A 25,918-nucleotide genomic window follows, 5' to 3' on the forward strand; every position below is an offset into this window, starting at 1 on the left:
GGGTCGGGGTCAGCCTGCTCTGAGGGCCATCGTCATCGCCTCCACTGCCAGGAGCGGGGTCACGTTGCGGTCGAGGGCGTCGCGGCAGGCGGCGATGGCCTCGAGGCGGCGGAGTGTGGATTCGGGGGAGTTGCCCCGGGCCAGGCGCTCCAAGGCGTCCTCCGCGTTGGCGATGGCCACGCGGGACCCGAGCTGGAGGGCGAGGACGTCACGGTAGAAGCTGGTGAGGTCGGTCAGGGCCACGTCGAGGCTGTCCCGCTGGGTACGCGTTCTGCGGCGCTTCTGCATGTCCTCCAGGTCCTTGACCACGCTCGCGGTGCCGCGCGGCAGCCGACCGCCCTGCGCCGCGCCGAGTGCCGCCTTCAGCTCGTCGGTCTCCTTGGTGTCCCTCTGCTCGGCCAGCTGTTTGGCGTCCTCGGCGGCGGCGTCGACGAGTTCCTGAGCCGCCTTGAGCGCGCTCCCGATGTCCTCGACGCGCAGCGGCAGCTTCAGTACGGCGGCGCGGCGCTCGCGGGCGGCCGGGTCGGTGGCCAGCCGGCGGGCCCGGTCGACGTGCCCCTGGGTGGCGCGGGCCGCGGCCGCGGCGACGTCCGGCTCGATGCCCTCACGGCGTACGAGCAGGTCGGCCACGGCGTCCACGGAGGGCGTGCTCAGGTTGAGGTGGCGGCAGCGGGAGCGGATCGTCGGCAGGACATCCTCGACGGAGGGGGCGCAGAGCAGCCAGACCGTGCGGGAGGCGGGCTCCTCGACGGCCTTGAGGACGGCGTTGGCGGAACTCTCGTTCAGCCGCTCGGCTTCCTCGACGAGGATCACCTGCCAGCGGCCGTTCGCCGGTGCGGTGAACGACTTGCGGACGGTGTCCCGCATGTCGCGCACCAGGATCATCGCGCCGACGGCGGTGATCGTGCTCACGTCGGCGTGGGTACCGATCAGGGCGGTGTGGCAGCCGTCGCAGAATCCGCAGCCCGGGGAGCCGCCGAGCGCTCGGTCGGGGCTGACGCACTGCAACGCGGCGGCGAAGGCGCGCGCCGCCTGGTTGCGCCCCGCGCCGGGCGGCCCGGTGAACAGCCACGCGTGGGTCATCTTCGACGCCGTCGGCGGTGGGGCGCCGGCCGCCGCGGCCGTGACGAGGGCGTCGGCGTCCCGTGCGGCGGCGGCGAGCTGGTCGCTCACCCGCTGCTGCCCGACGAGGTCGTCCCACACGGTCATGGGTCACGCCGCCCTTCCGTCATGCCTGTCATGTCCGCCACGTTCGCCACTCATTGTCCACTGACTGATTCCGATGACTGGTTCCCATGACTGGATCTCTTGCCCGAAACCATTGTGGGGGTGACCACTGACAGTTCCGGACCAGTTCCGGACCAGTCCCGGGACCGGTCCGGGATCGGCCCGGGGAACGGCGCTGGGCGGGGGCCGTCGTTCTGCCCCCGCCCAGCATCGGCACCCCGGTGGACCGCCGCCCGTGTCAGCGGCGCCGTCCCTTGCCCTTGCCCCGGCCGCCCTCGTCGGGTTCACCCGATTCGCCTTGCTCGTCATCGCGCGAGCCCAGCAGTTCGTCCGCCAGGGTCGGCAGGTCGTCCAGCGGGGTCTCCTCGGCCCAGTCCGAGCGCTGCCTGCGCCGGTCCGGCATGTTCTCGAGGTCGACCCGGGGCAGCTCCCGCGTACTGGTCACCTCGTCGTCGTCCTGGGTGACCGCGGGAAGCACCGCCGTCTCCTCCGTGGCGCTCGGCGGCGGTACGGCCGGCAGTACCTCGGTCTCGTCGGCCGCCCCCGGCGCAACCGACACCTGCGGCAGCTCGGTCGTCACCTCGGTCTCGGACGGCTGGGAGGACCTGGTCCAGCCGGACTGTCCCTCGCTCCCGCCCCGCGCGGAGTCACGCCCGCCCTTGCGGAACCGGCCCGAGGACTCGCCGGAGCCCGGCCCGCCCTCTCCGGCCGCGTCGCCCGTCACCTTGGGCAGCACCGCCGTCTCGTCCGCCGCAGCCGACCCGCTCGCCGCGTCCGAACCGCCAGACGCGTCCGACCCCCGCGACGCGTCCGGCCTGCTCCTCGCAGCCGACCCGCTCGACGCGTCCGACCCACGTGCCGCGCTGGCCCAGCTCACCGTGGTGGGCCCTGCCTCCGCCGCGGCCGCGGCCTGTTCCGCGAGGCGTCGGGCCTCCTCGGCCCGCCGCAGTGCCTCCTCGGCCTTGCGCTGCTTCTCCAGGCGCAGCGCCTCGGCCTCGGCGCGCAGCCGCTCCTCCTCCTCGGCCTGCTTGCGGCGACGCTCCTCCTCCGCCTTGCGGCGGGCTTCCGCCTCCGCGCGCGCCTTCTCCTCGGCGAGGAGCCGCTGCCGCTCCTCCTCGGCACGGCGGGCGGCCTCCTCGGCGCGCTGCCGGGCCTCCTCCGCCTGCCGTTCGGCCTCGCGCCGCTGCGCCTCCTCCAGCTCGCGCCGCTTGCGTTCCTCCTCCTCGGCACGCAGCCGCGCCAGCTGCGCCTGGCGCTCGCGCTCCAGGCGCTCCTCCTCGGCCTTGCGCGCCGCTTCCTCCTCCGCCTTGCGGCGGGCCTCCTCCTCGGCCTTGCGCCGGGCTTCCTCGATGGCCTCGAGCTCGGCCTCGGAGAGCGGCAGCACCTGGTCGAGCCGGTGCCGGATGACCGTACCGACCGCGTCCGGTTCCTGACCGGCGTCGACGACCAGGTACCGGCCGGGGTCGGCCGCGGCCAGTGTGAGGAAACCGGCCCGCACGCGCGCGTGGAACTCGGCGGGCTCCGACTCCAGCCGGTCCGGCGCTTCGGTGAACCGCTCGCGCGCGGTCTCCGGTGCCACGTCGAGGAGCACGGTGAGGTGCGGTACGAGGCCGTCGGTGGCCCAGCGGTTGATGCGGGCGATCTCGGTGGGCGACAGGTCGCGCCCGGCACCCTGGTAGGCCACCGAGGAGTCGATGTACCGGTCGGAGATGACGACCGCGCCGCGTTCCAGGGCGGGCCGTACCACCGTGTCGATGTGCTCGGCGCGGTCCGCCGCGTACAGCAGGGCCTCCGCGCGGTGGGACAGTCCGGCGCTCGAGACGTCCAGCAGGATCGACCGCAGCCGCTTGCCGACCGGCGTCGCTCCCGGCTCACGCGTGAGCACGACTTCGTGGCCCTTGTCCCGGATCCACTCGGCGAGGGCCTCGGCCTGGGTGGACTTCCCGGCCCCGTCGCCGCCTTCCAGGGCGATGAAGAAGCCGGTGCCCGCCATTGCGGGATCGGGGTCGTCGCCGCCGAGCAGCGCGTCCCGGAGGTCGTGGCGCAGCGGCACCCCGGAACGGTCGTCGACCTTGGCCAGGACGAGCGCGGCCACCGGCAGCAGCAGCGCGCCCACCAGCATCAGCGTGAACGCGGCACCGCCGTGCGCGAAGACGAACCGGCCGCTCTCCAGCCGGTGCGGTCCGATGCCCGCCACCACCAGCGGGGCGAGCACCGCGCCGAGGGCCACGCAGAGGCGGACGACCGCGTGCAGGTGCTCCGTCGTACGGGCCCGCCGCTGGTCCTCGGTCTCCTGGTCGAGCAGGGTGTGCCCGGTGTTGGCCGCCGTGCCCGCACCGACACCGGCCAGCGCGGCGATCAGCAGCACGCTGGTGACGTCGGGTACGAGTCCGGCGGCGAGCAGCGCGACGCCGGTCCAGGCGAGCGCCAGCGCGAGCAGCCGGCGCCGCGACAGCGACGGCAGCAGGGCCGGCGCGGTCCGTATGCCGATGACGACACCGCCGGTCAGCGCGGCCACCAGCAGGCCGTACAGCACGGGCCCGCCGCCCAGGTCCTTGGCGTGCAGCACGAACACCGCGACGGCGGCCGACACCGCGGCGGCCACGGACGCGGAGGCGAGCACCAGCAGCGGCATGGCGCCGGTGCGGCCCTTGTCGGAGCCGGAACCGGAGCCGGCGGTGCTCTTCGGGCGGCGCAGCCCCTCCAACGGCGACCGGGCGCGCGGGGTGCGCGTACCGGGCAGTTCGAGGAACGTCACCAGGGACAGCGAGGCGGCGAACAGTCCGGCCGCGACATACGAGGCGAGCGCCGCCTGGTGCTGCTCGAACCAGTCGATGCCCGTGCCCAGCAGGTTGTTGAGGAGTCCCGCGACGACGAGGGTGAGGGCCGCGGCCGGCACCGCCACGAAGCCCGTGCGCAGCGACAGGCGGCGCAGCGCGTCCATGTGGTCCGGCAGCGGCCGCACCGTCGCGCCCTCCAGGGGCGGGGCGGGCAGCAGTGCGGGCGCCGCGCTCTCGCGGCAGACCGTCCAGAACCGTTCGGCGACCGACGTCACGAAGGCGGTGACGAGGATCAGGGCAAGCGCGTCGTCGGGCGTCCAGTCGATCCACAGCGGCGCGACGATGAGCAGGGCCGCCCGCAGTCCGTCCGCGGCGACCATGGTCCAGCGGCGGTCCAGTGGGCCGCCCGGGGAGGTGAGCGAGGTGAGCGGGCCGAGGAGGACGGCGCCGAACAGCAGCGTCGCGAGGATCCGTACCCCGAAAACGGTCGCCACTGCGAACGCCACGCCCCGGGAGCCGCCGCCGAACGATTCTTCGGCGATCGCCGCCTGGAGAGCGAGGAGCACCAGCACCAGGAGGGCGAGGATGTCGCCGACGCCACCTACGAGCTGCGCGCTCCAGAGGCGTTTCAGCTGCGGGCGGCGCAGCAGGGCACGGACCGCGCGCTCGCGGGAGTCCGCGACCAGGGCGTCGTCGGGGGCCGTTTGAGGGGCCGTTGGCGGCTCGGATCGCGTCATGCGTTCAGCCTATCGGCCCGCGCCAACACCTCGGGCCTCTATCTTGACATGCACACGTCCCGACATCGAAGTGTTGCCGGGACGTTCGCATTCCGAACCCTCGCGAAGATCCACATCGAGGAACGGGCAGGTCCAGAGGGTTCCGCGGGAGCTTCGCCGGAGTTCCCGGAGCCCCGAGGGCCCCGAGAACTCCCACGCCGTCATCAGGATCCTGAAGGTCCCTCAGTCCTCGGCGCCGGTACCGTTCGAGGCGGCCGTCGCCTTCTTCGCGGCGGCGGCCTTCGCCGCAGTGGCCGTGGACGTCGTCGTCTTCCGCGCCGCCGCCGTCGTCTTCGCGGCGGTCGTGGTCTTCTTCGCCGCGGTCTTCTTGGCGGCCGCCGTCTTCTTCGCCGGAGCCTTCTTGGCGGCCGTCTTCTTGGCGGCCGACTTGGCCGGGGCCTTCTTGGCCGTCTTCTTGGCGGGTCCCTTGGCGCGCTTCTCGGCGAGCAGCTCGAACCCGCGCTCCTGGGTGATCGCCTCGACGCTGTCGTCGGAGCGCAGGGTCGCGTTGGTCTCGCCGTCGGTGACGTACGGGCCGAAGCGGCCGTCCTTCACCACGACCGGCTTGCCGCTGACCGGGTCCTCGCCCAGCTCCTTCAGCGGCGGCTTGGCCGCGGCCCGGCCACGCTGCTTGGGCTGGGCGTAGATCGCCAGCGCCTCCTCCAGCGTGATCGTGAAGAGCTGTTCCTCGGACTGCAGCGACCGCGAGTCGGTGCCCTTCTTCAGATACGGCCCGTACCGGCCGTTCTGCGCGGTGATCTCCACGCCCTCGGCGTCGGTGCCGACCACGCGCGGCAGCGACATCAGCTTCAGCGCGTCCTCGAGCGTCACCGTGTCCAGGGACATCGACTTGAAGAGGGAGGCCGTGCGCGGCTTGACCGCGTTCTTGCCGGTCTTCGGGGTGCCCTCGGGAAGGATCTCCGTGACGTACGGGCCGTAGCGGCCGTCCTTGGCGACGATCGGGTGGCCCGTCGCCAGGTCGGTGCCCAGTTCGAAGTCACCGCTCGGCTTGGCGAGCAGCTCCTCGGCGAACTCCACCGTCAGCTCGTCGGGTGCCAGTTCCTCGGGGACGTCGGCGCGCTGGTGGTTCTCGGAGTCCTTCTCGCCGCGCTCGATGTACGGGCCGTAGCGCCCGACCCGCAGCACGATGCCGTCGCCCACCGGGAACGACGACACCTCGCGCGCGTCGATCGCGCCCAGGTCGGTCACCAGTTCCTTGAGGCCGCCGAGGTGGTCCCCGTCACCGTTGCCCGCCTCGGCCGCACCGCTGCCGCCCGCCGGGAAGTCGCTGTCGGGGGCGCTCTCGCCGAAGTAGAACCGCCTGAGCCACGGCACGGACCGCGCCTCGCCGCGCGCGATGCGGTCGAGGTCGTCCTCCATGCGGGCGGTGAAGTCGTAGTCGACAAGCCGGCCGAAGTGCTTCTCCAGCAGGTTGACGACGGCGAAGGAGAGGAAGGACGGCACGAGGGCCGTGCCCTTCTTGAACACGTAGCCGCGGTCGAGGATCGTGCCGATGATCGACGCGTACGTCGAGGGGCGGCCGATCTCCCGCTCCTCCAGCTCCTTGACCAGCGACGCCTCGGTGTAGCGGGCCGGAGGCTTGGTGGCGTGGCCGTCGGCCGTGATCTCCTCGGCGGTGAGGGCGTCGCCCTCGGAGACCTGCGGCAGCCGGCGCTCGCGGTCGTCGAGTTCGGCGTTCGGGTCGTCCGCGCCCTCGACGTAGGCCTTCAGGAAGCCGTGGAAGGTGATGGTCTTGCCGGACGCGGTGAACTCGACGTCCCGTCCGTCGGCCGTCGTGCCACCGATCTTCACGGTGACGGAGTTGCCGGTGGCGTCCTTCATCTGGGAGGCGACGGTCCGCTTCCAGATCAGCTCGTAGAGCCGGAACTGGTCGCCGGTCAGGCCGGTTTCGGCAGGGGTACGGAAGCGGTCGCCGGAGGGGCGGATCGCCTCGTGCGCCTCCTGCGCGTTCTTCACCTTCCCGGCGTAGGTGCGCGGCTGCGGCGGCAGGTAGTCGGCGCCGTACAACTGCGTGACCTGGGTGCGGGCCGCGGTGATCGCCGTCCCGCTCAGCGTCGTCGAGTCCGTACGCATGTAGGTGATGTAGCCGTTCTCGTACAGCTTCTGCGCGATCTGCATCGTGGGCTTCGCACCGAAGCCGAGCTTGCGGCTCGCCTCCTGCTGAAGCGTCGTCGTACGGAACGGGGCGTACGGCGAGCGGCGGTACGGCTTGGACTCGACGGACCGCACGGAGAACCGGGTGTTCTCCAGGGCGGCGGCCAGGGCACGGGCGTTCGCCTCGTCGAGCTGGAGGGTGTTCGCGTTCTTCAGCCGGCCCAGGGAGTCGAAGTCGCGGCCCTGCGCGACGCGCCTGCCGTCGACGGTCTGCAGGCGGGCGAGCAACGAGGACGGGTCGGAGGCGCCTGCCCGTCGCCCACCGCCACCCTCGAACGAAGTCGCTTCGCTCCCCTCGAATTCGGCACGGCCCGTGGAAAAGGTGCCGGTCAGGTCCCAGTACTCGGCGGAACGGAACGCGATGCGCTCGCGTTCCCGCTCGACGACGAGCCGGGTGGCAACGGACTGGACACGGCCGGCGGACAGCCGGGGCATGACCTTCTTCCACAGGACCGGCGAGACCTCGTAGCCGTAGAGACGGTCGAGGATGCGACGGGTCTCCTGGGCGTCGACCAGCTTCTGGTTGAGCTCGCGCGGGTTGGCCACGGCCGCGCGGATCGCGTCCTTGGTGATCTCGTGGAAGACCATCCGCTTGACCGGGATCTTCGGCTTGAGCACTTCCTGCAGGTGCCAGGCGATGGCCTCGCCCTCGCGGTCCTCATCGGTGGCGAGGAAGAGTTCGTCGGATTCCTTCAGCAGGTCCTTGAGCTTCTTGACCTGGGCCCGCTTGTCGGCGTTGACCACATAGATCGGCTGGAAGTCATGGTCGACGTCCACACCGAGACGGCGAACCTCACCGGTGTACTTCTCGGGCACCTCCGCGGCGCCGTTGGGAAGGTCGCGAATATGTCCGACGCTCGCCTCGACGATGTAGCCAGGGCCGAGATAGCCCTTGATCGTCTTCGCCTTGGCAGGCGACTCGACGATGACGAGTCGGCGGCCGCCCTTCGCGGTCTCGCTGGTCGGGGACAACTTCGCTCTTCTCTCCGGATCGACGCTGGGGCCTCCCCGGGCTGTCGTCCCGGGGTCGGGTCTGTACTCACGGTTCGTGACGCTGCGGAGTGTGACGGTACATCCCACCCCCGTGTCAAACGGGAAAAGCCCGCAACGGCCACTCGAACGGTAACCCGACTTGCACCGTTCCTGCCGCCCGGACCGTCCAGACCCTGCCCGCCCCTATGCGGAGCGCGACCTCCCGATTACCGGAATCCCCTGTTCGCCCGCGATGCTCAGAGCCAGGTGAAACACCACACCCCGGCGACGAGGGAGATCAGCGAGACGAGGCTCGCGACGGTGACCGAGGCGACCGGGCTCACACCCTGGGCCACGGGGCGATGCCGACGGACGCTGGTCGCGATCCAGGCCAACAGCCCGCCCCCGAACAGGCAGAACACCATCCCCGCGAAGATCGCCGGTCCGTTCTCCATGGTCTCCCGAGCCCTTCTTCCCGGCCGCTGATGCCGGGTCCGGGGTGAGGCTGGCACGCGCGAGCGGCGGGAAGGCGAACCGGAAGTGAACGCGGGGGCCACGTGGACGGGTGCGACGGCGGCCGGCCCTCGGTGAGGTGTCCGAAACCACTCGAAACTTGGCGAACCCACCGCCCTCCCGAGCCCCTGCCCCACCTTCGCCACCTTCCCGAGCCCCTGCCACGCCTTCACCGGCCTCCGGACCCACACGCTCCGCCGCCCCCCAGGACTCACGCGCCCCTGCCGGCCTTCAGGGCCCAGGCGCCCCACCGGCCTCAGGACTCGTGTTCCTCCGCGGATCTCAGGGCCGGCAGGCCCGCCCCGTCACTTCACCGGCTCCAGGAAGCCCTGCTCCACGAGCAGCCGGATCTGGGCCGGTGTGCGGTCGCGCAGCAGGACCGGGTCCTCGCCGAGCAGCTGGGCGATGGCGTCGAGGATGCGGCCCGCGCTCATCGTGCCGTCGCTCACACCCGCGAAACCGGCACCGATGGTGTCCACCCGGGTGGCCCGGCGCATGCCGCGGTTCTGGCGCAGCACCACATGCTCCGGGTCCTCCGCGCCGGGCAGCCCGACCTGCTCCTGCACCACCTCGGCGGCCAGCTTGAAGCGCGCTTCGAGCAGCGCGGCGTCGTCGTGCGCACGGAGGTGGCCGAGCCGCTCGAAGTGGGCCCGCACCGTGTCCCCGAGCGGCTGCTCGACCGGATGCGGCCATTCCTCCACCGTGACCGACGGCCGGTCGGCACCCGTCCTGCGCAGCGTGATCCAGCCGAAGCCGACCGCCTTCACGCCGCGCGCCTCGAACTCGTCCAGCCAGGCGTCGTACCGTGCCCGGTACTCGGCCGTGTCACCGCGGTGGTCTCCGGCGTCCCGCAGCCACAGCTCGGTGTACTGAGTGACGTCCTGCACCTCACGCTGCACGATCCAGGCGTCGCACCCACGAGGCACCCACGACCTGAGCCTGTCCTGCCAGTCCTCCCCTTCGACGTGCTGCCAGTTGGCGAGGAACTGCGCGAACCCGCCGTCGCCGAGCCGTTCCCCCGCCTCCTGAACGAGCGTGCGGCACAGATCGTCCCCGCCCATTCCGCCGTCGCGGTAGGTGAGCCGCGCGCCCGGCGAGATCACGAAGGGCGGATTGGACACGATCAGGTCGTACTTCTCGTCCGCGCGGACGGGCTCGAACAGCGACCCCTCCCGCAGATCGGCGGCCGGGACCCCGGAGAGGGCCAGGGTGAGCGCGGTGATGTGCAGCGCGCGCGGGTTGACGTCGGTGGCCGTCACGCGCGTGGCGTGCCGAGTGGCGTGCAGCGCCTGGATGCCGGAACCGGTACCGAGGTCCAGCGCGGAGGCGACGGGCGTGCGGACGGTGATGCCGGCCAGGGTCGTGGACGCGCCGCCGACGCCGAGGACGACGCCCTCGTGCGCACTGCCGATGCCGCCCGCACCGCCGACCGCGCACCCGAGGTCGGACACGATGAACCAGTCCTCGTCCGCGGGCCCGCCGTACGGTCGTACGTCCACGGTCGCGACGACGTCGTCCTCGCCGGCGCGCGTCAGCCACCCGTCCTCCAGACAGGCGTCGACGGGCAGCACATCCACCACGCGCGCGTGCGGCACGGGTTGCTGCAACAGGAACAGGCGTACGAGCTTTTCCAGCGGGGTGTCCCCGCGCGTGGCCCGGAAGGCGGGCACGGTCTCGCTGCGGGCCAGCGCCGCGTACGCGGGGGCGCCGAGCAGCTCGAGCAGTCCGTCGGCGGTGAAGGAGGCCCCGAGCAGCGCGTCCCGGAGGCGGGCGGCGGTGTCGGGACGGTCGGACGAGGGCAGGGGCGGCAGGCCGGGGTTACTCACACCCCCATTGTGGCCGCCGCCCGCACCCCGCGCGTGTCGTGACCACCGCGGCGGTGGCGGTCCCAGGGGCCGCGGGGTGGGGGCGGCTGTGCGCTGTCGCGCCGTCAGCCCGTCGTGGCCTGCGCCGAACCGGTGGCCGTCTTGCAACTGGCCTGCCGGGCCATCGCCTCGCCGACCTCGCCCTCCTCCAACGTCTTGAGGGCGTCGTTGCCGCTCTTGCTGAGTTTGTCCAGCTCGGTGGCGATGTCCTTCAGGCCGTCGGCGAACTTCGCCTGGTCGCCCGTGTCGAGCCCGTCGACCTGCTTCTTCAGAGAGGCGTACGACGCGGCGATGCTGTTGAGCTCCTTGACCGCGTCCGTCTGCTTCTTCTCGCCGTTCTCGACGTCCGGCGCCCCCGCCTTGGTCACGGCCGCACCGATCGCCTTGTAGGCGTCGGACATGTCCTGGAAGGCTTTCGAGTCGGTCTTCTGGACCTCTTCCGGGGTGCTGTTGTCCGAGGTCTCCTTCTGGATCGCGGCATTGGCGGCCTGGATCCTCTTCGCCTGCGGCTGCACCGCGCCGCAGACCTGGTCCGCCCAGGAGTTCAGCTTCTCGTTGTTGTCGTCACTGCTGCCGCATCCCGTCAGCGCCAGTACCAGTACCGCACCGCCGGACAGCGCGGCCGCGAGCTTCTTGTTCACCGGATCGGCCCCTTCCATGGCTCCCGGCCCCGGAACATACACGCCAGGTGCGCGACACCTCCTCGCCGAACGTCCACTAAGATCACTTTTGAAGCCATTTGCACCAGCGAGAGAAGGCTCACCACGGGGGCGCACATCGCACAGTGCGGGCGGGCGACGCGTCGTCAACACGCGCCGCCCGCCCGCACCTTGATCCGGCCTCGATGGCCGGTCCTACGAAACCACCGCCGGATCGGCCGATGTGGAATCCGGTTCGGCATCACCTTCGTCACCCATGGCGATCCCGCGCCGTTTGGACACGTACACGGAGCCGACGATCACCGACAGGGCGAGAACCGCGATCAGCGCCCGCACGCCGACGTTCTTGTCCGCGCCGTAGGAGAACTGGATGACCGCGGGCGCGATGAGCAGCGCCACCAGGTTCATCACCTTCAGCAGCGGGTTGATGGCCGGCCCCGCGGTGTCCTTGAAGGGGTCGCCGACGGTGTCGCCGATGATGGTCGCCTCGTGGGCCTCACTGCCCTTGCCGCCGTGGTGGCCGTCCTCGACGAGCTTCTTGGCGTTGTCCCACGCGCCACCTGAGTTGGCGAGGAACACCGCCATGAGCGTGCCCGAGCCGATCGCGCCCGCCAGGAAGGCGCCGAGCGGTCCGACACCCAACGTGAACCCGATGAAGATGGGTGCCATCACGGCCAGCAGACCGGGTGTGGCGAGTTCGCGCAGGGCGTCCTTGGTACAGATGTCGACGACCTTGCCGTACTCCGGCTTCTCGCTGTAGTCCATGATCCCGGGCTTCTCGCGGAACTGTCGCCGCACCTCGAAGACCACCGCACCCGCCGACCGCGACACCGCGCTGATCGCCAGCCCCGAGAAGAGGAAGACGACCGCCGCGCCCGCGATGAGACCGACGAGGTTGTTGGGTTGCGAGATGTCCATCATCAGACTCAACGGCGCGCCCTCACCGCTGAGCCGTTCGCCCACGTCCCGTGCTCCGGTGGTGATGGCGTCACGGTACGAGCCGAACAGGGCCGCCGCCGCGAGCACCGCCGTGGCGATGGCGATGCCCTTGGTGATGGCCTTGGTGGTGTTGCCGACGGCGTCCAGGTCGGTGAGCACCTGGGCGCCGGCGCCCTCGACGTCGCCGGACATCTCGGCGATGCCCTGAGCGTTGTCGGAGACCGGCCCGAAGGTGTCCATCGCGACGATCACACCGACCGTGGTGAGCAGGCCGGTGCCGGCCAGCGCCACCGCGAACAGCGCCAGCATGATCGACGTACCGCCGAGCAGGAACGCCCCGTACACGCCGAGACCGATCAGCAGGGCGGTGTAGACGGCCGATTCGAGCCCGAGGGAGACCCCGGCGAGGACGACGGTGGCCGGGCCGGTGAGCGAGGTCTTCCCGATGTCCTTGACGGGGCGCCGGGTGGTCTCGGTGAAGTAGCCGGTGAGCTGCTGGATCAGTGCGGCGAGCACGATGCCGATGGCCACCGCGACGAGCGCGAGGATCCTCGGGTCGCCGTCCTTGCCCCGGATCGCCGCGTCGGTGACACCGTCGAGGCCGGCGTACGACGACGGCAGATAGCTGTACACGGCGATCGCGACCAGGACGAGTGAGATCACCGCGGAGATGAAGAAACCGCGGTTGATCGCGCTCATGCCACTGCGGTCGGCGCGTCTGGGGGCCACCGCGAAGATGCCGACCATCGCGGTGAGCACACCGATCGCGGGCACGAGCAGCGGGAAGGCCAGTCCGGCGTCGCCGAATGCGGCCGAGCCCAGGATCAGCGCGGCCACCAGCGTCACGGCGTACGACTCGAACAGGTCTGCCGCCATGCCCGCGCAGTCGCCGACGTTGTCGCCCACGTTGTCGGCGATGGTCGCGGCGTTGCGCGGATCGTCCTCCGGAATGCCCTTCTCGACCTTGCCGACCAGGTCGGCGCCGACGTCGGCGGCCTTGGTGAAGATGCCACCGCCCACCCGCATGAACATCGCGATCAGCGCGGCCCCGAGCCCGAAGCCCTCGAGTACCTTCGGCGCGTCGGCCGCGTACACGAGCACCACGCAGGCGGCACCCAGCAGGCCGAGTCCGACGGTGAACATGCCGACCACGCCGCCCGTACGGAAAGCGATCTTCATCGCTTTGTGCGAGACGGCGGTGAGATCCTTTTCCGGCTCTCCGGGAGCCGGTGTCGCCTCGCGGGCCGCCGCGGCGACTCGCACATTGCTGCGGACGGCGAGCCACATACCGATATACCCGGTGGCCGCCGAGAACGCCGCTCCGATCAAGAAGAACACCGATCGTCCGGCACGCTGATCCCAGTCGTCCGCGGGCAGCAGCAGAAGCAGGAAGAACACGACGGCGGCGAATACGCCGAGCGTGCGCAGCTGACGGGCCAGATAGGCGTTCGCGCCCTCCTGGACCGCCGCGGCGATCTCCTTCATTTTGTCGGTGCCCTCGCCGGCCGCGAGCACCTGGCGCACCAGGACCCCCGCGACGGCCAGCGCCGCCAGTGCTACGACCCCGATGACCACCACGAGCAGACGGTTGTCGTCGGTCAGCACGGCAGCCGCGAGAGAGATGGGTTGGCCCGGCTGATGTGAGAGGAAAAGCTCCGCCATTCGTCCTCCTTGACGCTTGGGCTGAGCTCAAGATGTGGACGGGATTGTAGGTACCCGGAACCTGATCAAAACAGAGCGCGTTAAATGTAAATGGCAGTACATGCTCTTCACAAAATGATCATCCGACGGTCCGGGAGCCGAAATCCGTAATGCTCCTGAGGCATGTGACGGGATCATTCACCTGATCAGGCCAATGATCCTTTCAGTGATCGCACAAAAACCTCTTGACCATCCGGCTGATCGTGAATGGATTCACGCGGTGAAAGGTACCGCGAACCGCTCGCGCCGGGACTGCTCCCACAGGAGCCGCTCGGTGGGGACGGCCGGCACAGGGACCACTGTAGGTGCGGGTGATGACACCCGCACATGCCGAAGGGCCCCACGGGTGGGGCCCTTCGGCATGAGTCGCTGTTCGGGTGAAGCGAGCGATTCGGGTGCAGCCGGGTGAGACCGGTGCAGCCGGGTGAGTCGGATACGTCCGGTCAGCCGAGTCAGACGGGAAAGGTGGTCGGCGGCGTGGTTGACCACCTCATGCGGATCGATCCGCCGTGCTCCCCGGCACTGACCTCGACATCGTCGACGAGCCCGCTGATGACCGCGAGGCCCATTTCGTCCTCCTCGATCTCGGCCCCGGTGCCCCCGGGCGTGTGCCCGCCGGGAGTCGCGTGGAGCGCCTCGTCACCGACCTCGATGGAGAACTGCTTCTCCTCCTCGATCAGCAGCACCTTCACAGGGGCCGAGATTCCGCCGTTCTGGTGCAGTCCGACGGCACGTGTGCACGCCTCACCGACGGCGAGCCGGACCTCGTCGAGGACCGCCTCATCCACTCCGGCCCTGCGCGCCACCGCTGCCGCCACCAGTCGGGCGGTCCTGACATGCTCGGGCAGCGCGCTGAAGCGGAGTTCAACGGTCGCCATGCATCCCCCTCGCGAACTTCGGGCGTGCTGTGGGGAGGCACCGGGCCGTCGAAGAGCCCGGTCCTCCTCGTACTTCACTGCTCTCCCGGGCGCGGACGCCCGGGACCGGTGATCAGTCGGTGGCCGCCACCGCTTCCTCGACCGAGGTGTGAATCGGGAACACCTTGGTGAGGCCGGTGATGCGGAAGATCTTGAGAATGCGCTCCTGGTTGCAGACCAGGCGCAACGAGCCCTCATGGGCACGCACACGCTTCAGGCCGCCGACCAGCACGCCGAGTCCGGTTGAATCGAGGAAATCCACACCCTCCATGTCGACGACAAGGTGGAAACTGCCGTCATTCACCAGCTCGACCAGCTGCTCGCGCAGCTTGGGCGCGGTATATACGTCGATTTCGCCACCGACCCTGACGATCGTGCGATCGCCCATGGTCTCGGTCGACAGGGACAGGTCCACGGATCCTCCAGCACCTAGCTATCGAGCGGTCGCCCTTGGGGCATCTCGGCTCAGCCCCCGGGACGGTTCGCCAGCCGCGATGGCATTCAATCACTTACCGGCAGGCGTGCACGACGCCTTGGCCCCATTGTCCGTCATGCCGGTGACACACTCGGTGCCGATGGCCAAGAATCTCCGACCCGATCGGTCCCCGACGGACAGCGCTCCCCGGCCCTCGCCGGGGGCGCTCCTCGGCCGGCTCGCCGCCGGGCCGAGCAGGGCTTCGCGCATTACTCATACGGAGCACTTGCCCCCGCGCGAGGGTCGTCATGCCGTCTGGCCGGACCGGATCCGGGCGGAGGTGATCGCCGCCGTGCAGGCCGCGGGCATCGACCATCCATGGGCCCACCAGGCACGCGCCGCCGAGCACGCCCTGGACGGCGAATCGGTCGTGGTCGCCACCGGCACCGCCTCCGGCAAGTCCCTGGCGTATCTCACGCCGGTCCTGTCGGCGCTCCTGGACGGCTCCGAAGCCCCGAACGGCCGCGGTGCGACCGCCCTCTACCTGGCCCCCACGAAGGCCCTGGCGGCCGACCAGTGCCGCGCTGTGAAGGAACTTTCACAACCTCTGGGCCATTCGGTGCGCGCGGCGGTCCACGACGGCGACACTCCGTTCGAGGAACGCGAGTGGATCCGCCAGTACGCCAACTACGTCCTGACCAACCCGGACATGCTGCATCGGGGCGTCCTCCCGTCCCACGCCCGCTGGTCCTCCTTCCTGAAGTCGCTGAAGTACGTCGTCATCGACGAGTGCCACACCTACCGGGGCGTCTTCGGCTCGCACGTCGCCCAGGTGCTGCGCCGACTGCGCCGGCTCTGCGCCCGCTACGGCGCCTCGCCCGTGTTCCTGCTCGCCTCGGCGACCGCCGCCGAGCCCGCGGTCGCCGCCCGCCGCCTCACCGGCCTGCCGGTGGTCGAGGTCGCCGACGACGCCTCACCCCGCGGCGAACTGGTGTTCGCCCTCTGGGAGCCTCCGCTGACCGAACTGCACGGCGAGAAGGGCGCCCCCGTCCGCCGTACCGCCACCGCCGAGGCCGCCGACCTGCTGACCGACCTCACCCTGCAGGGCGTTCGCTCGGTCACCTTCGTACGTTCCCGGCGCGGCGCCGAACTGATCTCGGTGATCGCCCAGGAACGCCTGGCCGAGGTCGACCGCTCGCTGGCCCGGCGGGTGGCGGCCTACCGGGGCGGCTACCTCCCCGAGGAGCGCCGCGCCCTCGAACGTGCCCTGCACTCCGGCGAACTCCTCGGACTCGCCGCGACGAACGCCCTGGAACTCGGTGTGGACGTCTCCGGCCTGGACGCCGTGGTGATCGCCGGCTACCCGGGCACCCGGGCCTCCCTGTGGCAGCAGGCGGGCCGTGCGGGACGGTCCGGGCAGGGCGCCCTCGCCATCATGGTCGCCCGCGACGATCCCCTGGACACCTTCCTCGTCCACCACCCCGAGGCCCTGTTCGACCGGCCCGTGGAATCCACCGTCCTCGACCCCGACAACCCCTATGTGCTCGCCCCACACCTGTGCGCGGCGGCCGAGGAACTGCCGCTGACGGACGAGGACCTGGAGCTGTTCGGGCCGGCCGCCGAGGAGCTCCTGCCGCAGCTGGAAGCCGCGAAGCTGCTCCGCCGCCGGACCAGGGCCTGGCACTGGACCCGCCGGGAACGGGCCGCCGACCTGACCGACATCCGCGGGGAGGGCGGCCGTCCCGTCCAGATCGTCGAGGACGGTACGGGACGGCTGCTCGGCACGGTGGACGCCGGCGCCGCGCACACGACCGTCCACGAGGGCGCGGTCCATCTGCACCAGGGCCGCACGTATCTCGTCCGCTCCCTCGACCTGGAGGATTCCGTCGCCCTGGTCGAAGAGGCCGCCCCGGCCTACACGACGGTCGCCCGCGACACGACGTCGATCTCCGTACTGGAGACGGACACCGAGATCCCGTGGGGTGACGGCCGCCTGTGCTACGGCTCCGTCGAGGTCACCAACCAAGTGGTCTCCTTCCTGCGTCGACGTGTCATCACCGGCGAGGTACTGGGCGAGACGAAACTCGACCTGCCGCCCCGTACGCTGCGCACCCGCGCGGTGTGGTGGACGGTCACCGAGGACCAGCTGGACCGGGCCCGGATCAACCCGGAGATCCTCGGCGGTGCCCTGCACGCCGCCGAGCACGCGTCGATCGGCATGCTGCCCCTCTTCGCGACCTGCGACCGCTGGGACATCGGCGGGGTCTCCGTGCCCCTGCACCCCGACACCTTGCTGCCCACCGTCTTCGTCTACGACGGTCATCCGGGCGGGGCCGGCTTCGCGGAGCGCGCCTTCCACACCGCCGGCGACTGGCTCACCGCCACCCGGCAGGCCATCGCCTCCTGCGAGTGCGAGGCCGGCTGCCCGTCCTGCGTCCAGTCCCCCAAGTGCGGAAACGGCAACGAACCGCTGCACAAGCGAGGTGCGGTACGGCTCCTCACGGTGCTGCTGGCGGGTGCACCGGCGAAGGAGAGCGTGACGGAGGCGGACCGGACGGACGGCATGGCGGCGGAGGCCGGTCAGGGGTGAGCGGCAGCGGTGGCCGCCACCGGACCGGCCGGCCCCGCCCGCGCCCTGACCTCCGCCTCGAACGGTCCTCGTCCCGCGGCCACCGACACGTCCGAGACCTCGCCCTCGACCGTGCACCGCACCAGGCGCGTACCCTGCGCCCCGGCCACCCGGCCGGCCCGCGCGCAGGCCTCCGCCGTACCGTCCATCCACCGGTCCGCCGCCGCCAGCGCGGCGAGGTCCGCACCGCCGGCCGCCCGATGCCGGACCACGACGGCCTGCCCCAGGGTGAGGACGACGCCGAAGACGACGCACAGCACGGCGATGGCCCCGACACTCCAGACGGTCGCGGAGCCCCGGTCGGGGCCTTGCCCGGAGTACCGATGCCGGTCTGGGCACCGGGACGGGTGCCGGCTGCTGTCCCGGTGCCGGCTGCTGTCCCGGCGGAGGCCACGCCCCGGCCCGGCCTCCTGCCCGGCCTGCCTTGTGCGCATCCCGCCGCACTTCCCGCCGGCATGGCGCTCGGGCCCCCGGTCCGGCGAACCGGCCCCACGCCCACGCCCATGCCCTCGGCCGCGAACCCGGCCGCTCTGCCGTCGCCGCCGGTCGCGGATCCCGTGCTTCACGTGTCCGCCCCCGCCGTCTCCTCCACGGCCGCCGCCGTCTCCTCCACGGCCGCCACCGTTCCCTCCACGGCCGCCACCGCCTCCTCCCGTACCTCGAAGGGCAGCCCGTGCAGCAACGGGGGCCTGGCCACGACGACCACACGAACCTGCGTCGCCTCCCGGCGCACGGTGACCTCCGCGCCGGACGGCGCCGCCCGGCGGGCCACCTCGACGACGGCACCGGGAGAATCCTGCCGGGCCGCCGCGCGGGCCCCGGTGCGAGCCGCATCCACGCACCGGATCTGCGCCGCCACTACCAACAGCCCCCACACCAGCGCCATCGCGAACATCACCAGCACGGGCAGCACCATTGCCGACTCCGCTGTCACGAAGCCGCGGTCCGAGCGCCGTTCACATCCGGCCATCGAGCGCCTGCTCCACGATCTTCGTCAGCGCCGCGGCGACCGGGCCGCTCGTGACCACCTTGTAGAGCACAACGGCGAACGCCACCGCCGCCACGATGCCCATGGCGTACTCGGAAGTGACCATTCCGGTGTCCTTCCGTGCCGCGCGCATCCTGCACACCAGGGCACGCAGCCGCGCCCGCATCACCTGATACATCTCGACCCCCTCATGGAAAGGTTCTGTTGAAACACCACTCGACTGTCTGTCCGTTTGCCCGTTTGTCCTGCCGCCGTTTTCGGTTCCCTCCCGTCATCGACCACCTCCTCCCAGCACCCCGCCGGCGAGTCCGATCACCACGGGCAGCACGCCGACCGCGACGAAGGCGGGCAGGAAGCACAGACCCACCGGCGCGGTGACCATGACGGCGGCCCGCCGTGCTCGTGCCGTCGCCGCGCGGGCCCACCGCGCGCGGGACTCCGCGGCGAGCCGCGCGACGGGCGCGGCCAGGGGGAGCCCGGACACGTCGGCCCGTTCCAGCAACCGGGCCAGGGCCGCGGCTCCCGGCACGGTGGCCAGTCGGCGCCAGGCCGCGCCCGGCTCCCCACCGAGCCGCACCTCCGCCGCGCCTCTGGCCAACGCGTCCCCGACCGGCCCGCCCAGGGCCTCGCCGACCGCCTGCGCGGCGGGCACGGGCCCGGCGCCGGCCGCGATGCAGGCGGCCAGCAGATCGGCGGCAAGAGGGAGTTGTCGCGCCGCACGGGCCGCGGCACGTTCCCGCTCGTGCGCCCCGGACGCCGTCTGCCGCAGGCGCCACCGCCACAGTCCGACGGCTCCGGCCAGCCCCACCAGCACTCCGGCGAGACCGCCCACCAGCGCCCAGCCCGCGCAGACCGCTCCCACCAGGGGCAGCCACCCGCGCGCGCCTCCCGGCACCGTGAGGCGTGGCCGGACTGCCGCCTGCTCCACGGCCAGCGTCCCGGCCAGCCGTCGTCGCAGCCGGCGCTCGCACCGCGCGTGGCGCAGCCACCAGGCCGCCCAGCCGAGTGCCGTCGCCGCCCCCACGACAACCCCCAGCCCGTGGAAAACGTCGCCGCTCATGTCGGCGCCTCCTCGGCACCCCGCATGATCCGCAGCACCCACCACAGCCCCAGGCCCTCCAGGACCCCGCCGGCCACGAGGCAGCCGAGCCCCGACGGGGTGTGCAGGAGGATGTGCAGGGGGTCGGCCCCGAGGGCCGCGCCGAGCCCCAGCCCCAGGACGGGGAGCCCCGCGAGCATCACCGCGGTGGCGCGGGCGCCGGCCAACTGGGCGCGCAGGTCGGCACGCTGGTCCCGTTCGGCACGCAGCGCCGCTTCCAGCCGGTCGAGTCCGGCCGCGAGTCCCGCACCCTGGTCCACGGCGACCCGCCAGCACGCTGCGAGCCCGCGAAGCCCTTCGGCGCCCGGCTGCCGCGCCGCCACCGCGAGCCCGTCCGGGACATCCCCGCCGAAGCGTGCGGCCGCCAGCACCGTCGCCTGGGCATCGCCGAGCCCGCCGGAGTCACGCGCGGCCGGTGACAGCGCCTCACCCGGCTGCCGCCCCGCTCGCACCTCCCCGGCGAGGGCCCCGCACAGCGCGATCACCGCGTCGTTCCTGCGCTCACGGACCCGGCGCTCCCCAGCGGCCAGCCGCACCCGCCGCAGCAGCGGCACCCCCACCGCGCCCGCGACGAGCGGCAGCACCGATGTGCCCAGCAGCGCCAGTACCGTCCCGGCGGCCAGGGCCCACCATTCGGCCCTCAGCCGCCCCCGGATGCGCCCCCACGCTCGGATCACCCTGGGCCATCCCGGCGGCCCGCTCCCGACCGGTCCGCCACCGGCCAGCAGCAACCGTGCCCGCCGGGCTCCGGCCCGCCGGCCGCCCAGCAGCCAGGCGGCGACCCCGAGGCACACCGTGGCCGTCCCCATCGACATTCCGGCAGTCACGTTCACCCTCGGTCCTCTCTCAGCATCTGCCGGTTCCACCGGTTCGACGGCCCCTCGTTCATGGACCGACCGCCCAAAGGCCGCTCTTTCGCGAGCCGACCTTCCACGAGCCGCCCCCTCACAGTCCGCCGCCGTCGCCGGTGTTCCGGAGCAGTGCCCGCAGCCGCTCCCACCCCCGCTCGGGGACGAACGCGTCGGGTCCCCAGCGCAGCGCGGGCACCGTCCGCACCAGCCCCGACGGGTCCCGTTCCAGCACGTGCACCTCGGCGATCCGCCGTCGTCCGGCCCGGTCACGGACGAGGTGCAGCACCACGGACAGGGCGGCCGCCAATTGGCTGTGCAGCCCGAAACGGTCGAGCCCGGCCGCCGTGCCGAGCGCTTCCAGCCGGGCGGGCACATCCGCGGCGGCATTGGCATGAACGGTCCCGGCGCCTTCGTGTCCGGTGTTGAGGGCTGCCAGCAGATGGACCACCTCAGGGCCGCGCACCTCACCCACGACCAGCAGGTCCGGCCGCATCCGCAGCGCCTGGCGCACCAGGTCCTCGAGCGTGACGAGTCCGGCACCCTCCTGGTTCGCGGGCCGGGTCTCCAGGCGTACGACGTGCGGATGGTCGGGCCGCAGTTCGGCCGAGTCCTCGGCGAGGACGATCCGCTCGTCCGGACCGACCAGCCCCAGCAATGCGCTGAGCAAGGTCGTCTTGCCGGTCCCGGTGCCGCCGCTGACCAGGAAGGACAGTCGCGCGCCGAGCAGCGCGCGCAGGATCCGCTCGCCGCCCGGCGGCACCGTGCCCGCCGCCGTCAGTTCGTCCAGGGTGAAGGCGCGGGGCCGTACCACGCGCAACGACAGGCAGGTGCAGCCGACGGCCACCGGGGGCAGCACGGCGTGCAGCCGCGTCCCGTCGGCCAGCCGCGCGTCGACCCAGGGCCGGGCGTCGTCCAGACGCCGACCTGCCACGGCGGCGAGCCGCTGGGCGAGCCTGCGTACGGCCAGTGCGTCCGGGAAGGAGACGCCCGTCAGCTCCAGTCCACCGCCCCGGTCCACCCAGACCCGGTCGGGCGCCGACACGAGCACGTCGGTGACCGACCGGTCGGCGAGGAGCGGGTCCAGCGGGCCGCTGCCGATCAGTTCGGACCGCAACTGTTCCGCGGTGCCCAGCACCTCGGCGGCGCCGAGTACCCGCCCCTGCTCCCGCAGGGCCTGCGCCACCCGCGCGGGTGTCGGTTCGGACCCGCTCTCCGCGAGCCACCGCCGTACCCCGTCAAGCAGTCCGGCAGGCATGTGGGGTCCGTCCCCCGGCGCGCTCTGCGGCGTACCGGACATCCCTCCCGTCACCGGCGCCCCGGCCCCGTGCCCCGCCGCCACTGCGCTCCGGGAGCCCGCAGCAGCCACACCGCCACCCCCGACACCTCCGACACCCACCGGAGCCATGCCCCCGAACCCCGCCGGCACCCCCCGCGGCTCCACCGGCACCGTGCTCTCCCAGCCGCCTGCCGGCATCCCGTGCGGCCCCTCCGGCCTCTGACGCCCTCTGACGTTCACGCGGCCCTCGCCTCCACCAGCGCCCGCTCCCAGAACTCCTTGCAGAAGCGGGCCAACGGGCTCCGGCCGGACGCCCCGGGCGGCCGCCCCGAACCCGGCGGGTGCTGAAGACCGGGCTCGACGGGCACGTCGCCGACGAGGGGCAGTCCGAGCAGCCTGGCCACCTCACGGTCGTCTAGACCCGGTGCGTACGGCCCGCGCACCGCCACCCGCAGGTCGCGCAGAACCATGCCGACGGCGGAAGCGACGCGTCCGGCCGCTGCGACGGCCCGTAGCTCGGCGGGGACCACCAGGAGTCCGAGGTCGAGTTGCGCGAGGATCTCGGCGACCCCGCTGTCGACACGCCGCGGCAGGTCGACCACGACCGTGCCGCCCCCGCGCCGGGCCGCGGCGAGCACGGCGCGTACGGCCTGCGGCGGTACGGTGACGCAGTCGCCGCGGTCCCAGCTGAGCACTCGCAGGGAGTGCAGTTCGGGCAGCGACTCCTCCAGGGCTCCGCCGCCGACCCGCCCCCGTGAGGCGGCGAAAGCGGGCCAGCGCAGCCCTTCCGCCGTTTCGCCGCCGAGGACCACGTCGAGTCCGCCACCCAGCGGATCCGCGTCCACCAGGAGAGTGCGCAGCCCTTCACGCGCCGAAGTGACGGCGAGCGCGCACGCGAGCGTGGAAGCGCCGGCCCCACCCCGGCCACCGAGGACACCGACGGTCAGGGCCGGCCGGCCGACGCCCTCGGCCACATCGGCGATGCGGTCGACCAGCCACTGCTCACCGTCGGGCAGCATCAGCACATGGTCGGCGCCGATCTCGACGGCCCGGCGCCAGACCCCGGGGTCGTCCTGGTCGCGGCCGACCAGCACCACTCCGCGCCGCCGCGCGGCACCGCGCACACGCCGCGCGGCGTCGTCACCGACGAGGACGAGTGGTGCGGCTTCCCAGCTGCCCCGCTGCTCCGGTACCCCGTGATGGACTTCCGGGGTGGCACCGGCCGCCGCGCACAGGCGCAGCAGGTCGTCGAGAAGCCCGGCGTCCTCGGTGACGATCAGCGGTCCGCCCTGCCTGTCTCCTCCGGCTGCGGGCGGCGGATCGTGTGTGACGGTTCCTGCCATTTCCTTCCCCCTTCTCTGCATCTCGCGATGCCTCTGCGGCCCCGCGATTCCCAAACGTGTGAGAACCGGCAAGCCGCCTCGATATGAACGGCCGACAGAAACCGGGCCGTACGCGACTCGACAAACGGAACGAGCGGTGAACTCGCCGCGAGCGGGACGCGTTGGAATCACGGTGCAGCGATCCGGAAAATCGTGTGGATCTCGGTCAAAAACTGTGGACAGGTCGACGCTTGTGAATATCGCCGTCACCCATACCGGTGAGCCCCGAGCAGCTCGCGCGCAAATCCCACAGAGCACCCTTACGGCTACACAGGGTGACCAATCAGGGGCATGACAAAGCAACCGAGGCTCGGCCTGCAAGTGATGCCTCGACCGCGCCGAGAAGAAGGAAAACCCCACCTGGACATGCGACGACCCCCGCCGGGGGGGAGAGCGGGGGTCGTCTCCACGGCCGACTCGGGGGGGGAGGAGCCGGACCGGGTTAGCACGGTCGCGAACGATCCGTGACTTCCATGGTGTACCCGAGAGCCCTCTCAGGCAAACCCACGCGCCACACCTTACGCCGAATGGACTGCACCTATGCTCGGGGCGTGGAAAACCACTCACTGCCCCGCGCAGCCGCCTTCTTCGATCTGGACAAGACGGTCATTGCGAAGTCGAGCACGCTCACGTTCAGCAAGTCGTTCTACCAAGGCGGCCTGATCAACCGCAGGGCAGTCTTGCGTACCGCATATGCCCAGTTTGTCTTCCTGGCCGGCGGTGCCGACCACGACCAGATGGAGCGGATGCGCAAGTACCTGTCCGCACTGTGCCGAGGCTGGAACGTTCAACAGGTCAAGGAGATCGTCGCCGAGACCCTGCACGACCTGATCGACCCGATCATCTACGACGAGGCCGCCACCCTCATCGAGCAGCACCACACCGCCGGCCGGGACGTGGTGATCGTGTCCACCTCGGGAGCCGAGGTGGTCGAGCCGATCGGCGAGCTGCTGGGCGCGGACCGGGTCGTCGCCACCCGCATGGTCGTGGGCGACGACGGGTGCTTCACCGGAGAGGTGGAGTACTACGCGTACGGACCGACGAAGGCCGAGGCGATCAGGGAGCTGGCCGAGTCGGAGGGCTACGACCTCGCCCGCTGCTACGCCTACAGCGACTCGATGACCGATCTGCCGATGCTGGAGTCCGTGGGCCACCCTCACGCCGTGAACCCGGACCGGACACTGCGCCGCGAAGCCGTCGCGCGCGAGTGGCCGATCCTGGACTTCCACCGACCCGTCCGGCTCAAGCAGCGTCTCCCCGCACTCTCCGTCCCGCCCCGCCCGGCCCTGGTGGCGGCTGCCGCCGTAGGAGCCGCCGCGGCCACCGCGGGCCTGGTCTGGTACGCCAGCCGACGCCGCGCGACGGTGGCCTGACCGGCCACCGCGAAGACACGCCGACCTGGCCGGTTTCCACCCAGCACACCGGCGCCCGATTGGCGACCCTTTGAACCCAAAAGTAAAGAAGCGAGTTCCCCACTTCCGCTTGCTTGGAACCTGGAGTACAAAGGACTCAACGGCCCGCGAGACCAAGGACATCCGAGAGGATCACCTTCACAACGCATTTGGCCCCACGGACCGAGCATGGCCACAGGGCACCCACGCGACGTCGACCCGTCGATTACGGGCCAGCCGCACCAGGAACGGGCAAAGTTCCCGGCCTGATGGGCATATATCGAGGACGCTTGGTAACCAGGTGGACATGCCAGCGGCGGTACGAGAATTCGTACCGCCGCATCTCTGCACAACCGCCGGCGCAAACGTCCCTCTACCGCCTTACCGCTTTCACGCCTTCGCTCGACGCACAGGCCGACCTCACGCGCGTATTACGCCGCCCCTCGCTGCAGCGCCTCGCACACCGCCATGGATTCACGCGCCCCCAGCTCGACCGCCCGTCCACAATGAGCGATCCAGCCTGCCAAGCCTTCGGGAGTGCCGGAGACGTAGCCTTCCAGAGCCGTCAGGTAGGCCTCGCGGCCCAGCTCGGCGTGGCCGACCTCGGCCGGGCAGACCGACTTCGGGTCCAGCCCGCTGCCGACCAGCACGATGCGCTCGGCCGTACGCGCGAGAAGGCCGTTGCAGGAGGTGAAGGGGCGCAGCGCCAGCAGCTCGCCGTGCACGACGGCGGCCGTGATCAGCGCCGGGGCGGAACCACCCCCGATGATCAACTCGGCCAGGCCCTCCAGCCGGCCGTGCGCTTCCGCCGCGCCGGGCAGCGGGAGGCCGATCAAGGGCTCGTCGACCGGCTCACCCTCCTTGCGGGGCCGCCCGACCTGGTCGGCGCGGTCGGCCGCCGCCACCAGATGCAGCCGGGCGAGCACCCTCAGAGGCGACTGCCGCCAGATGGTCAGCAACTGGCCCGCCTCGGCCGACAGCCGCAGCGCGGCGCCCATCGTGCGTGCCTCGTCGTCGGTGCCGAAGTCGCTGCGCCTGCGCACCTCCTCCAGCGCCCAGTCCGCGCCGGACAGCGCTGCCGAGCCGCGGGCGCCGCGCAGCGCCGCCTCGGAGGTGATCTCGTTGCTGCGCCGTCGCATGACCCGGTGTCCGTAGACCCGGTCCACGGCCTTGCGCACGGATTCCACGGAGTCGGCCACACCGGGCAGCGAGCCCAGGGCCGCAAGGGGGTCTCCCCCGTTCGAGCTCTTCCGAGAGCTCGGGGGAGGATCGGCGGTCGCTCCTGTCGTACTCATGAGTACGACATTACGCACCCTGGGCCCCCGCCCCGCGACGGAGTGGTCTTCTTCACGCCGGGCCGCCG

The 25,918-nt window shown here is 71.8% G+C and carries 19 protein-coding genes; 2 read left to right on the plus strand and 17 right to left on the minus strand.

The window, feature by feature from the left end; genetic code table 11:
* Positions 1-9: 9 nt before the first annotated feature.
* The 9 genes from ACFYQA_RS11290 to bldG all read right to left on the minus strand — a co-directional run bounded on the left by ACFYQA_RS11290 (position 10) and on the right by bldG (position 14,939).
* Positions 10-1,209 carry a DNA polymerase III subunit delta' gene (locus ACFYQA_RS11290; protein WP_388914862.1) on the minus strand — a complete coding sequence of 400 codons (1,200 nt, stop codon included), beginning with the start codon at positions 1,207-1,209 and terminating at the stop codon, positions 10-12.
* Between the two features lie 256 nt (positions 1,210-1,465).
* Positions 1,466-4,744: a dTMP kinase gene (tmk, locus tag ACFYQA_RS11295; RefSeq protein WP_388914865.1), complete on the minus strand. Its 3,279-nt coding sequence runs from the start codon at positions 4,742-4,744 to the stop codon at positions 1,466-1,468.
* Positions 4,745-4,966: 222 nt separating this feature from the next.
* Positions 4,967-7,930 (minus strand): type I DNA topoisomerase, encoded by a 2,964-nt coding sequence (gene topA / locus ACFYQA_RS11300; RefSeq protein ID WP_388914869.1) that lies wholly within the window; start codon positions 7,928-7,930, stop codon positions 4,967-4,969.
* Between the two features lie 257 nt (positions 7,931-8,187).
* On the minus strand, positions 8,188-8,385 hold the full coding sequence (locus tag ACFYQA_RS11305; RefSeq protein ID WP_388914872.1) for a hypothetical protein: 198 nt from the start codon (positions 8,383-8,385) through the stop codon (positions 8,188-8,190).
* Between the two features lie 363 nt (positions 8,386-8,748).
* Entirely contained in the window at positions 8,749-10,269 is a 1,521-nt protein-coding gene (locus ACFYQA_RS11310) for a methyltransferase (protein WP_388914875.1), read from the minus strand.
* A 104-nt stretch (positions 10,270-10,373) separates the two neighbouring features.
* Positions 10,374-10,967 (minus strand): small secreted protein, encoded by a 594-nt coding sequence (locus ACFYQA_RS11315; protein ID WP_388914878.1) that lies wholly within the window; start codon positions 10,965-10,967, stop codon positions 10,374-10,376.
* A gap of 195 nt (positions 10,968-11,162) precedes the next feature.
* Complete coding sequence (locus ACFYQA_RS11320) at positions 11,163-13,568, minus strand: sodium-translocating pyrophosphatase (protein WP_388914881.1); 2,406 nt, start codon at positions 13,566-13,568, stop codon at positions 11,163-11,165.
* A 491-nt stretch (positions 13,569-14,059) separates the two neighbouring features.
* On the minus strand, positions 14,060-14,485 hold the full coding sequence (locus ACFYQA_RS11325; protein WP_388914884.1) for an ATP-binding protein: 426 nt from the start codon (positions 14,483-14,485) through the stop codon (positions 14,060-14,062).
* Between the two features lie 112 nt (positions 14,486-14,597).
* Positions 14,598-14,939 (minus strand): anti-sigma factor antagonist BldG, encoded by a 342-nt coding sequence (bldG, locus tag ACFYQA_RS11330; protein WP_003991900.1) that lies wholly within the window; start codon positions 14,937-14,939, stop codon positions 14,598-14,600.
* A 79-nt stretch (positions 14,940-15,018) separates the two neighbouring features.
* On the opposite strand from bldG, the gene ACFYQA_RS11335 reads away from it, so the two are divergent.
* Complete coding sequence (locus ACFYQA_RS11335; RefSeq protein ID WP_388914887.1) at positions 15,019-17,529, plus strand: DEAD/DEAH box helicase; 2,511 nt, start codon at positions 15,019-15,021, stop codon at positions 17,527-17,529.
* On the opposite strand, the gene ACFYQA_RS11340 is transcribed toward ACFYQA_RS11335, so the two are convergent.
* From ACFYQA_RS11340 to ssd, 7 genes are all read right to left on the minus strand, one after another.
* Positions 17,520-18,002 carry an Rv3654c family TadE-like protein gene (locus ACFYQA_RS11340; RefSeq protein WP_388914890.1) on the minus strand — a complete coding sequence of 161 codons (483 nt, stop codon included), beginning with the start codon at positions 18,000-18,002 and terminating at the stop codon, positions 17,520-17,522. The genes ACFYQA_RS11335 and ACFYQA_RS11340 overlap by 10 nt on opposite strands.
* Before the next feature lie 128 nt (positions 18,003-18,130).
* Positions 18,131-18,538, minus strand: a complete 408-nt coding sequence (locus tag ACFYQA_RS11345; RefSeq protein ID WP_388914893.1) for a TadE family type IV pilus minor pilin — start codon at positions 18,536-18,538, stop codon at positions 18,131-18,133.
* Positions 18,525-18,734 carry a DUF4244 domain-containing protein gene (locus tag ACFYQA_RS11350; RefSeq protein ID WP_388914896.1) on the minus strand — a complete coding sequence of 70 codons (210 nt, stop codon included), beginning with the start codon at positions 18,732-18,734 and terminating at the stop codon, positions 18,525-18,527. The genes ACFYQA_RS11345 and ACFYQA_RS11350 overlap by 14 nt, the downstream gene beginning before the upstream one ends.
* Before the next feature lie 93 nt (positions 18,735-18,827).
* Positions 18,828-19,616, minus strand: coding sequence for a type II secretion system F family protein (locus ACFYQA_RS11355; protein ID WP_388914899.1), 789 nt, complete (start codon positions 19,614-19,616; stop codon positions 18,828-18,830).
* Complete coding sequence (locus ACFYQA_RS11360) at positions 19,613-20,464, minus strand: type II secretion system F family protein (protein ID WP_388915154.1); 852 nt, start codon at positions 20,462-20,464, stop codon at positions 19,613-19,615. Before ACFYQA_RS11360 ends, ACFYQA_RS11355 begins: the two co-directional genes overlap by 4 nt.
* 136 nt (positions 20,465-20,600) lie before the next feature.
* The gene (locus ACFYQA_RS11365; RefSeq protein WP_388914902.1) at positions 20,601-21,803 is read right to left on the minus strand and encodes a TadA family conjugal transfer-associated ATPase; all 1,203 of its coding nucleotides are present in this window, start codon (positions 21,801-21,803) and stop codon (positions 20,601-20,603) included.
* A 215-nt stretch (positions 21,804-22,018) separates the two neighbouring features.
* Positions 22,019-23,125: a septum site-determining protein Ssd gene (ssd, locus tag ACFYQA_RS11370; protein WP_386393397.1), complete on the minus strand. Its 1,107-nt coding sequence runs from the start codon at positions 23,123-23,125 to the stop codon at positions 22,019-22,021.
* A 566-nt stretch (positions 23,126-23,691) separates the two neighbouring features.
* Between ssd and ACFYQA_RS11375 the strand changes: the two genes are divergently transcribed.
* Positions 23,692-24,537: an HAD family hydrolase gene (locus ACFYQA_RS11375; protein WP_388914905.1), complete on the plus strand. Its 846-nt coding sequence runs from the start codon at positions 23,692-23,694 to the stop codon at positions 24,535-24,537.
* Positions 24,538-24,986: 449 nt separating this feature from the next.
* Here the strand turns inward: ACFYQA_RS11375 and ACFYQA_RS11380 are convergent, their stop codons facing one another.
* Complete coding sequence (locus ACFYQA_RS11380) at positions 24,987-25,850, minus strand: oxidoreductase (protein WP_386393392.1); 864 nt, start codon at positions 25,848-25,850, stop codon at positions 24,987-24,989.
* Between the last annotated feature and the right edge of the window lie 68 nt (positions 25,851-25,918).

The organism is Streptomyces sp. NPDC005774 (assembly GCF_042871645.1).
Lineage (GTDB): Bacteria > Actinomycetota > Actinomycetes > Streptomycetales > Streptomycetaceae > Streptomyces > Streptomyces pratens.

Bases quoted from the DNA above. Each gene is read 5' to 3' on its own strand.
- ACFYQA_RS11290 (WP_388914862.1), bottom strand. From the start codon at position 1,209: ATGACCGTGTGGGACGACCTCGTCGGGCAGCAGCGGGTGAGCGACCAG.
- tmk (WP_388914865.1), bottom strand. From the start codon at position 4,744: ATGACGCGATCCGAGCCGCCAACGGCCCCTCAAACGGCCCCCGACGAC.
- ACFYQA_RS11305 (WP_388914872.1), bottom strand. From the start codon at position 8,385: ATGGAGAACGGACCGGCGATCTTCGCGGGGATGGTGTTCTGCCTGTTC.
- ACFYQA_RS11315 (WP_388914878.1), bottom strand. From the start codon at position 10,967: ATGGAAGGGGCCGATCCGGTGAACAAGAAGCTCGCGGCCGCGCTGTCC.
- ACFYQA_RS11320 (WP_388914881.1), bottom strand. From the start codon at position 13,568: ATGGCGGAGCTTTTCCTCTCACATCAGCCGGGCCAACCCATCTCTCTC.
- ACFYQA_RS11325 (WP_388914884.1), bottom strand. From the start codon at position 14,485: ATGGCGACCGTTGAACTCCGCTTCAGCGCGCTGCCCGAGCATGTCAGG.
- ACFYQA_RS11335 (WP_388914887.1), top strand. From the start codon at position 15,019: ATGGCATTCAATCACTTACCGGCAGGCGTGCACGACGCCTTGGCCCCA.
- ACFYQA_RS11340 (WP_388914890.1), bottom strand. From the start codon at position 18,002: ATGCGCACAAGGCAGGCCGGGCAGGAGGCCGGGCCGGGGCGTGGCCTC.
- ACFYQA_RS11345 (WP_388914893.1), bottom strand. From the start codon at position 18,538: ATGGCCGGATGTGAACGGCGCTCGGACCGCGGCTTCGTGACAGCGGAG.
- ACFYQA_RS11350 (WP_388914896.1), bottom strand. From the start codon at position 18,734: ATGTATCAGGTGATGCGGGCGCGGCTGCGTGCCCTGGTGTGCAGGATG.
- ACFYQA_RS11355 (WP_388914899.1), bottom strand. From the start codon at position 19,616: ATGAGCGGCGACGTTTTCCACGGGCTGGGGGTTGTCGTGGGGGCGGCG.
- ACFYQA_RS11360 (WP_388915154.1), bottom strand. From the start codon at position 20,464: ATGGGGACGGCCACGGTGTGCCTCGGGGTCGCCGCCTGGCTGCTGGGC.
- ACFYQA_RS11365 (WP_388914902.1), bottom strand. From the start codon at position 21,803: ATGTCCGGTACGCCGCAGAGCGCGCCGGGGGACGGACCCCACATGCCT.
- ssd (WP_386393397.1), bottom strand. From the start codon at position 23,125: ATGGCAGGAACCGTCACACACGATCCGCCGCCCGCAGCCGGAGGAGAC.
- ACFYQA_RS11375 (WP_388914905.1), top strand. From the start codon at position 23,692: ATGGACTGCACCTATGCTCGGGGCGTGGAAAACCACTCACTGCCCCGC.
- ACFYQA_RS11380 (WP_386393392.1), bottom strand. From the start codon at position 25,850: ATGAGTACGACAGGAGCGACCGCCGATCCTCCCCCGAGCTCTCGGAAG.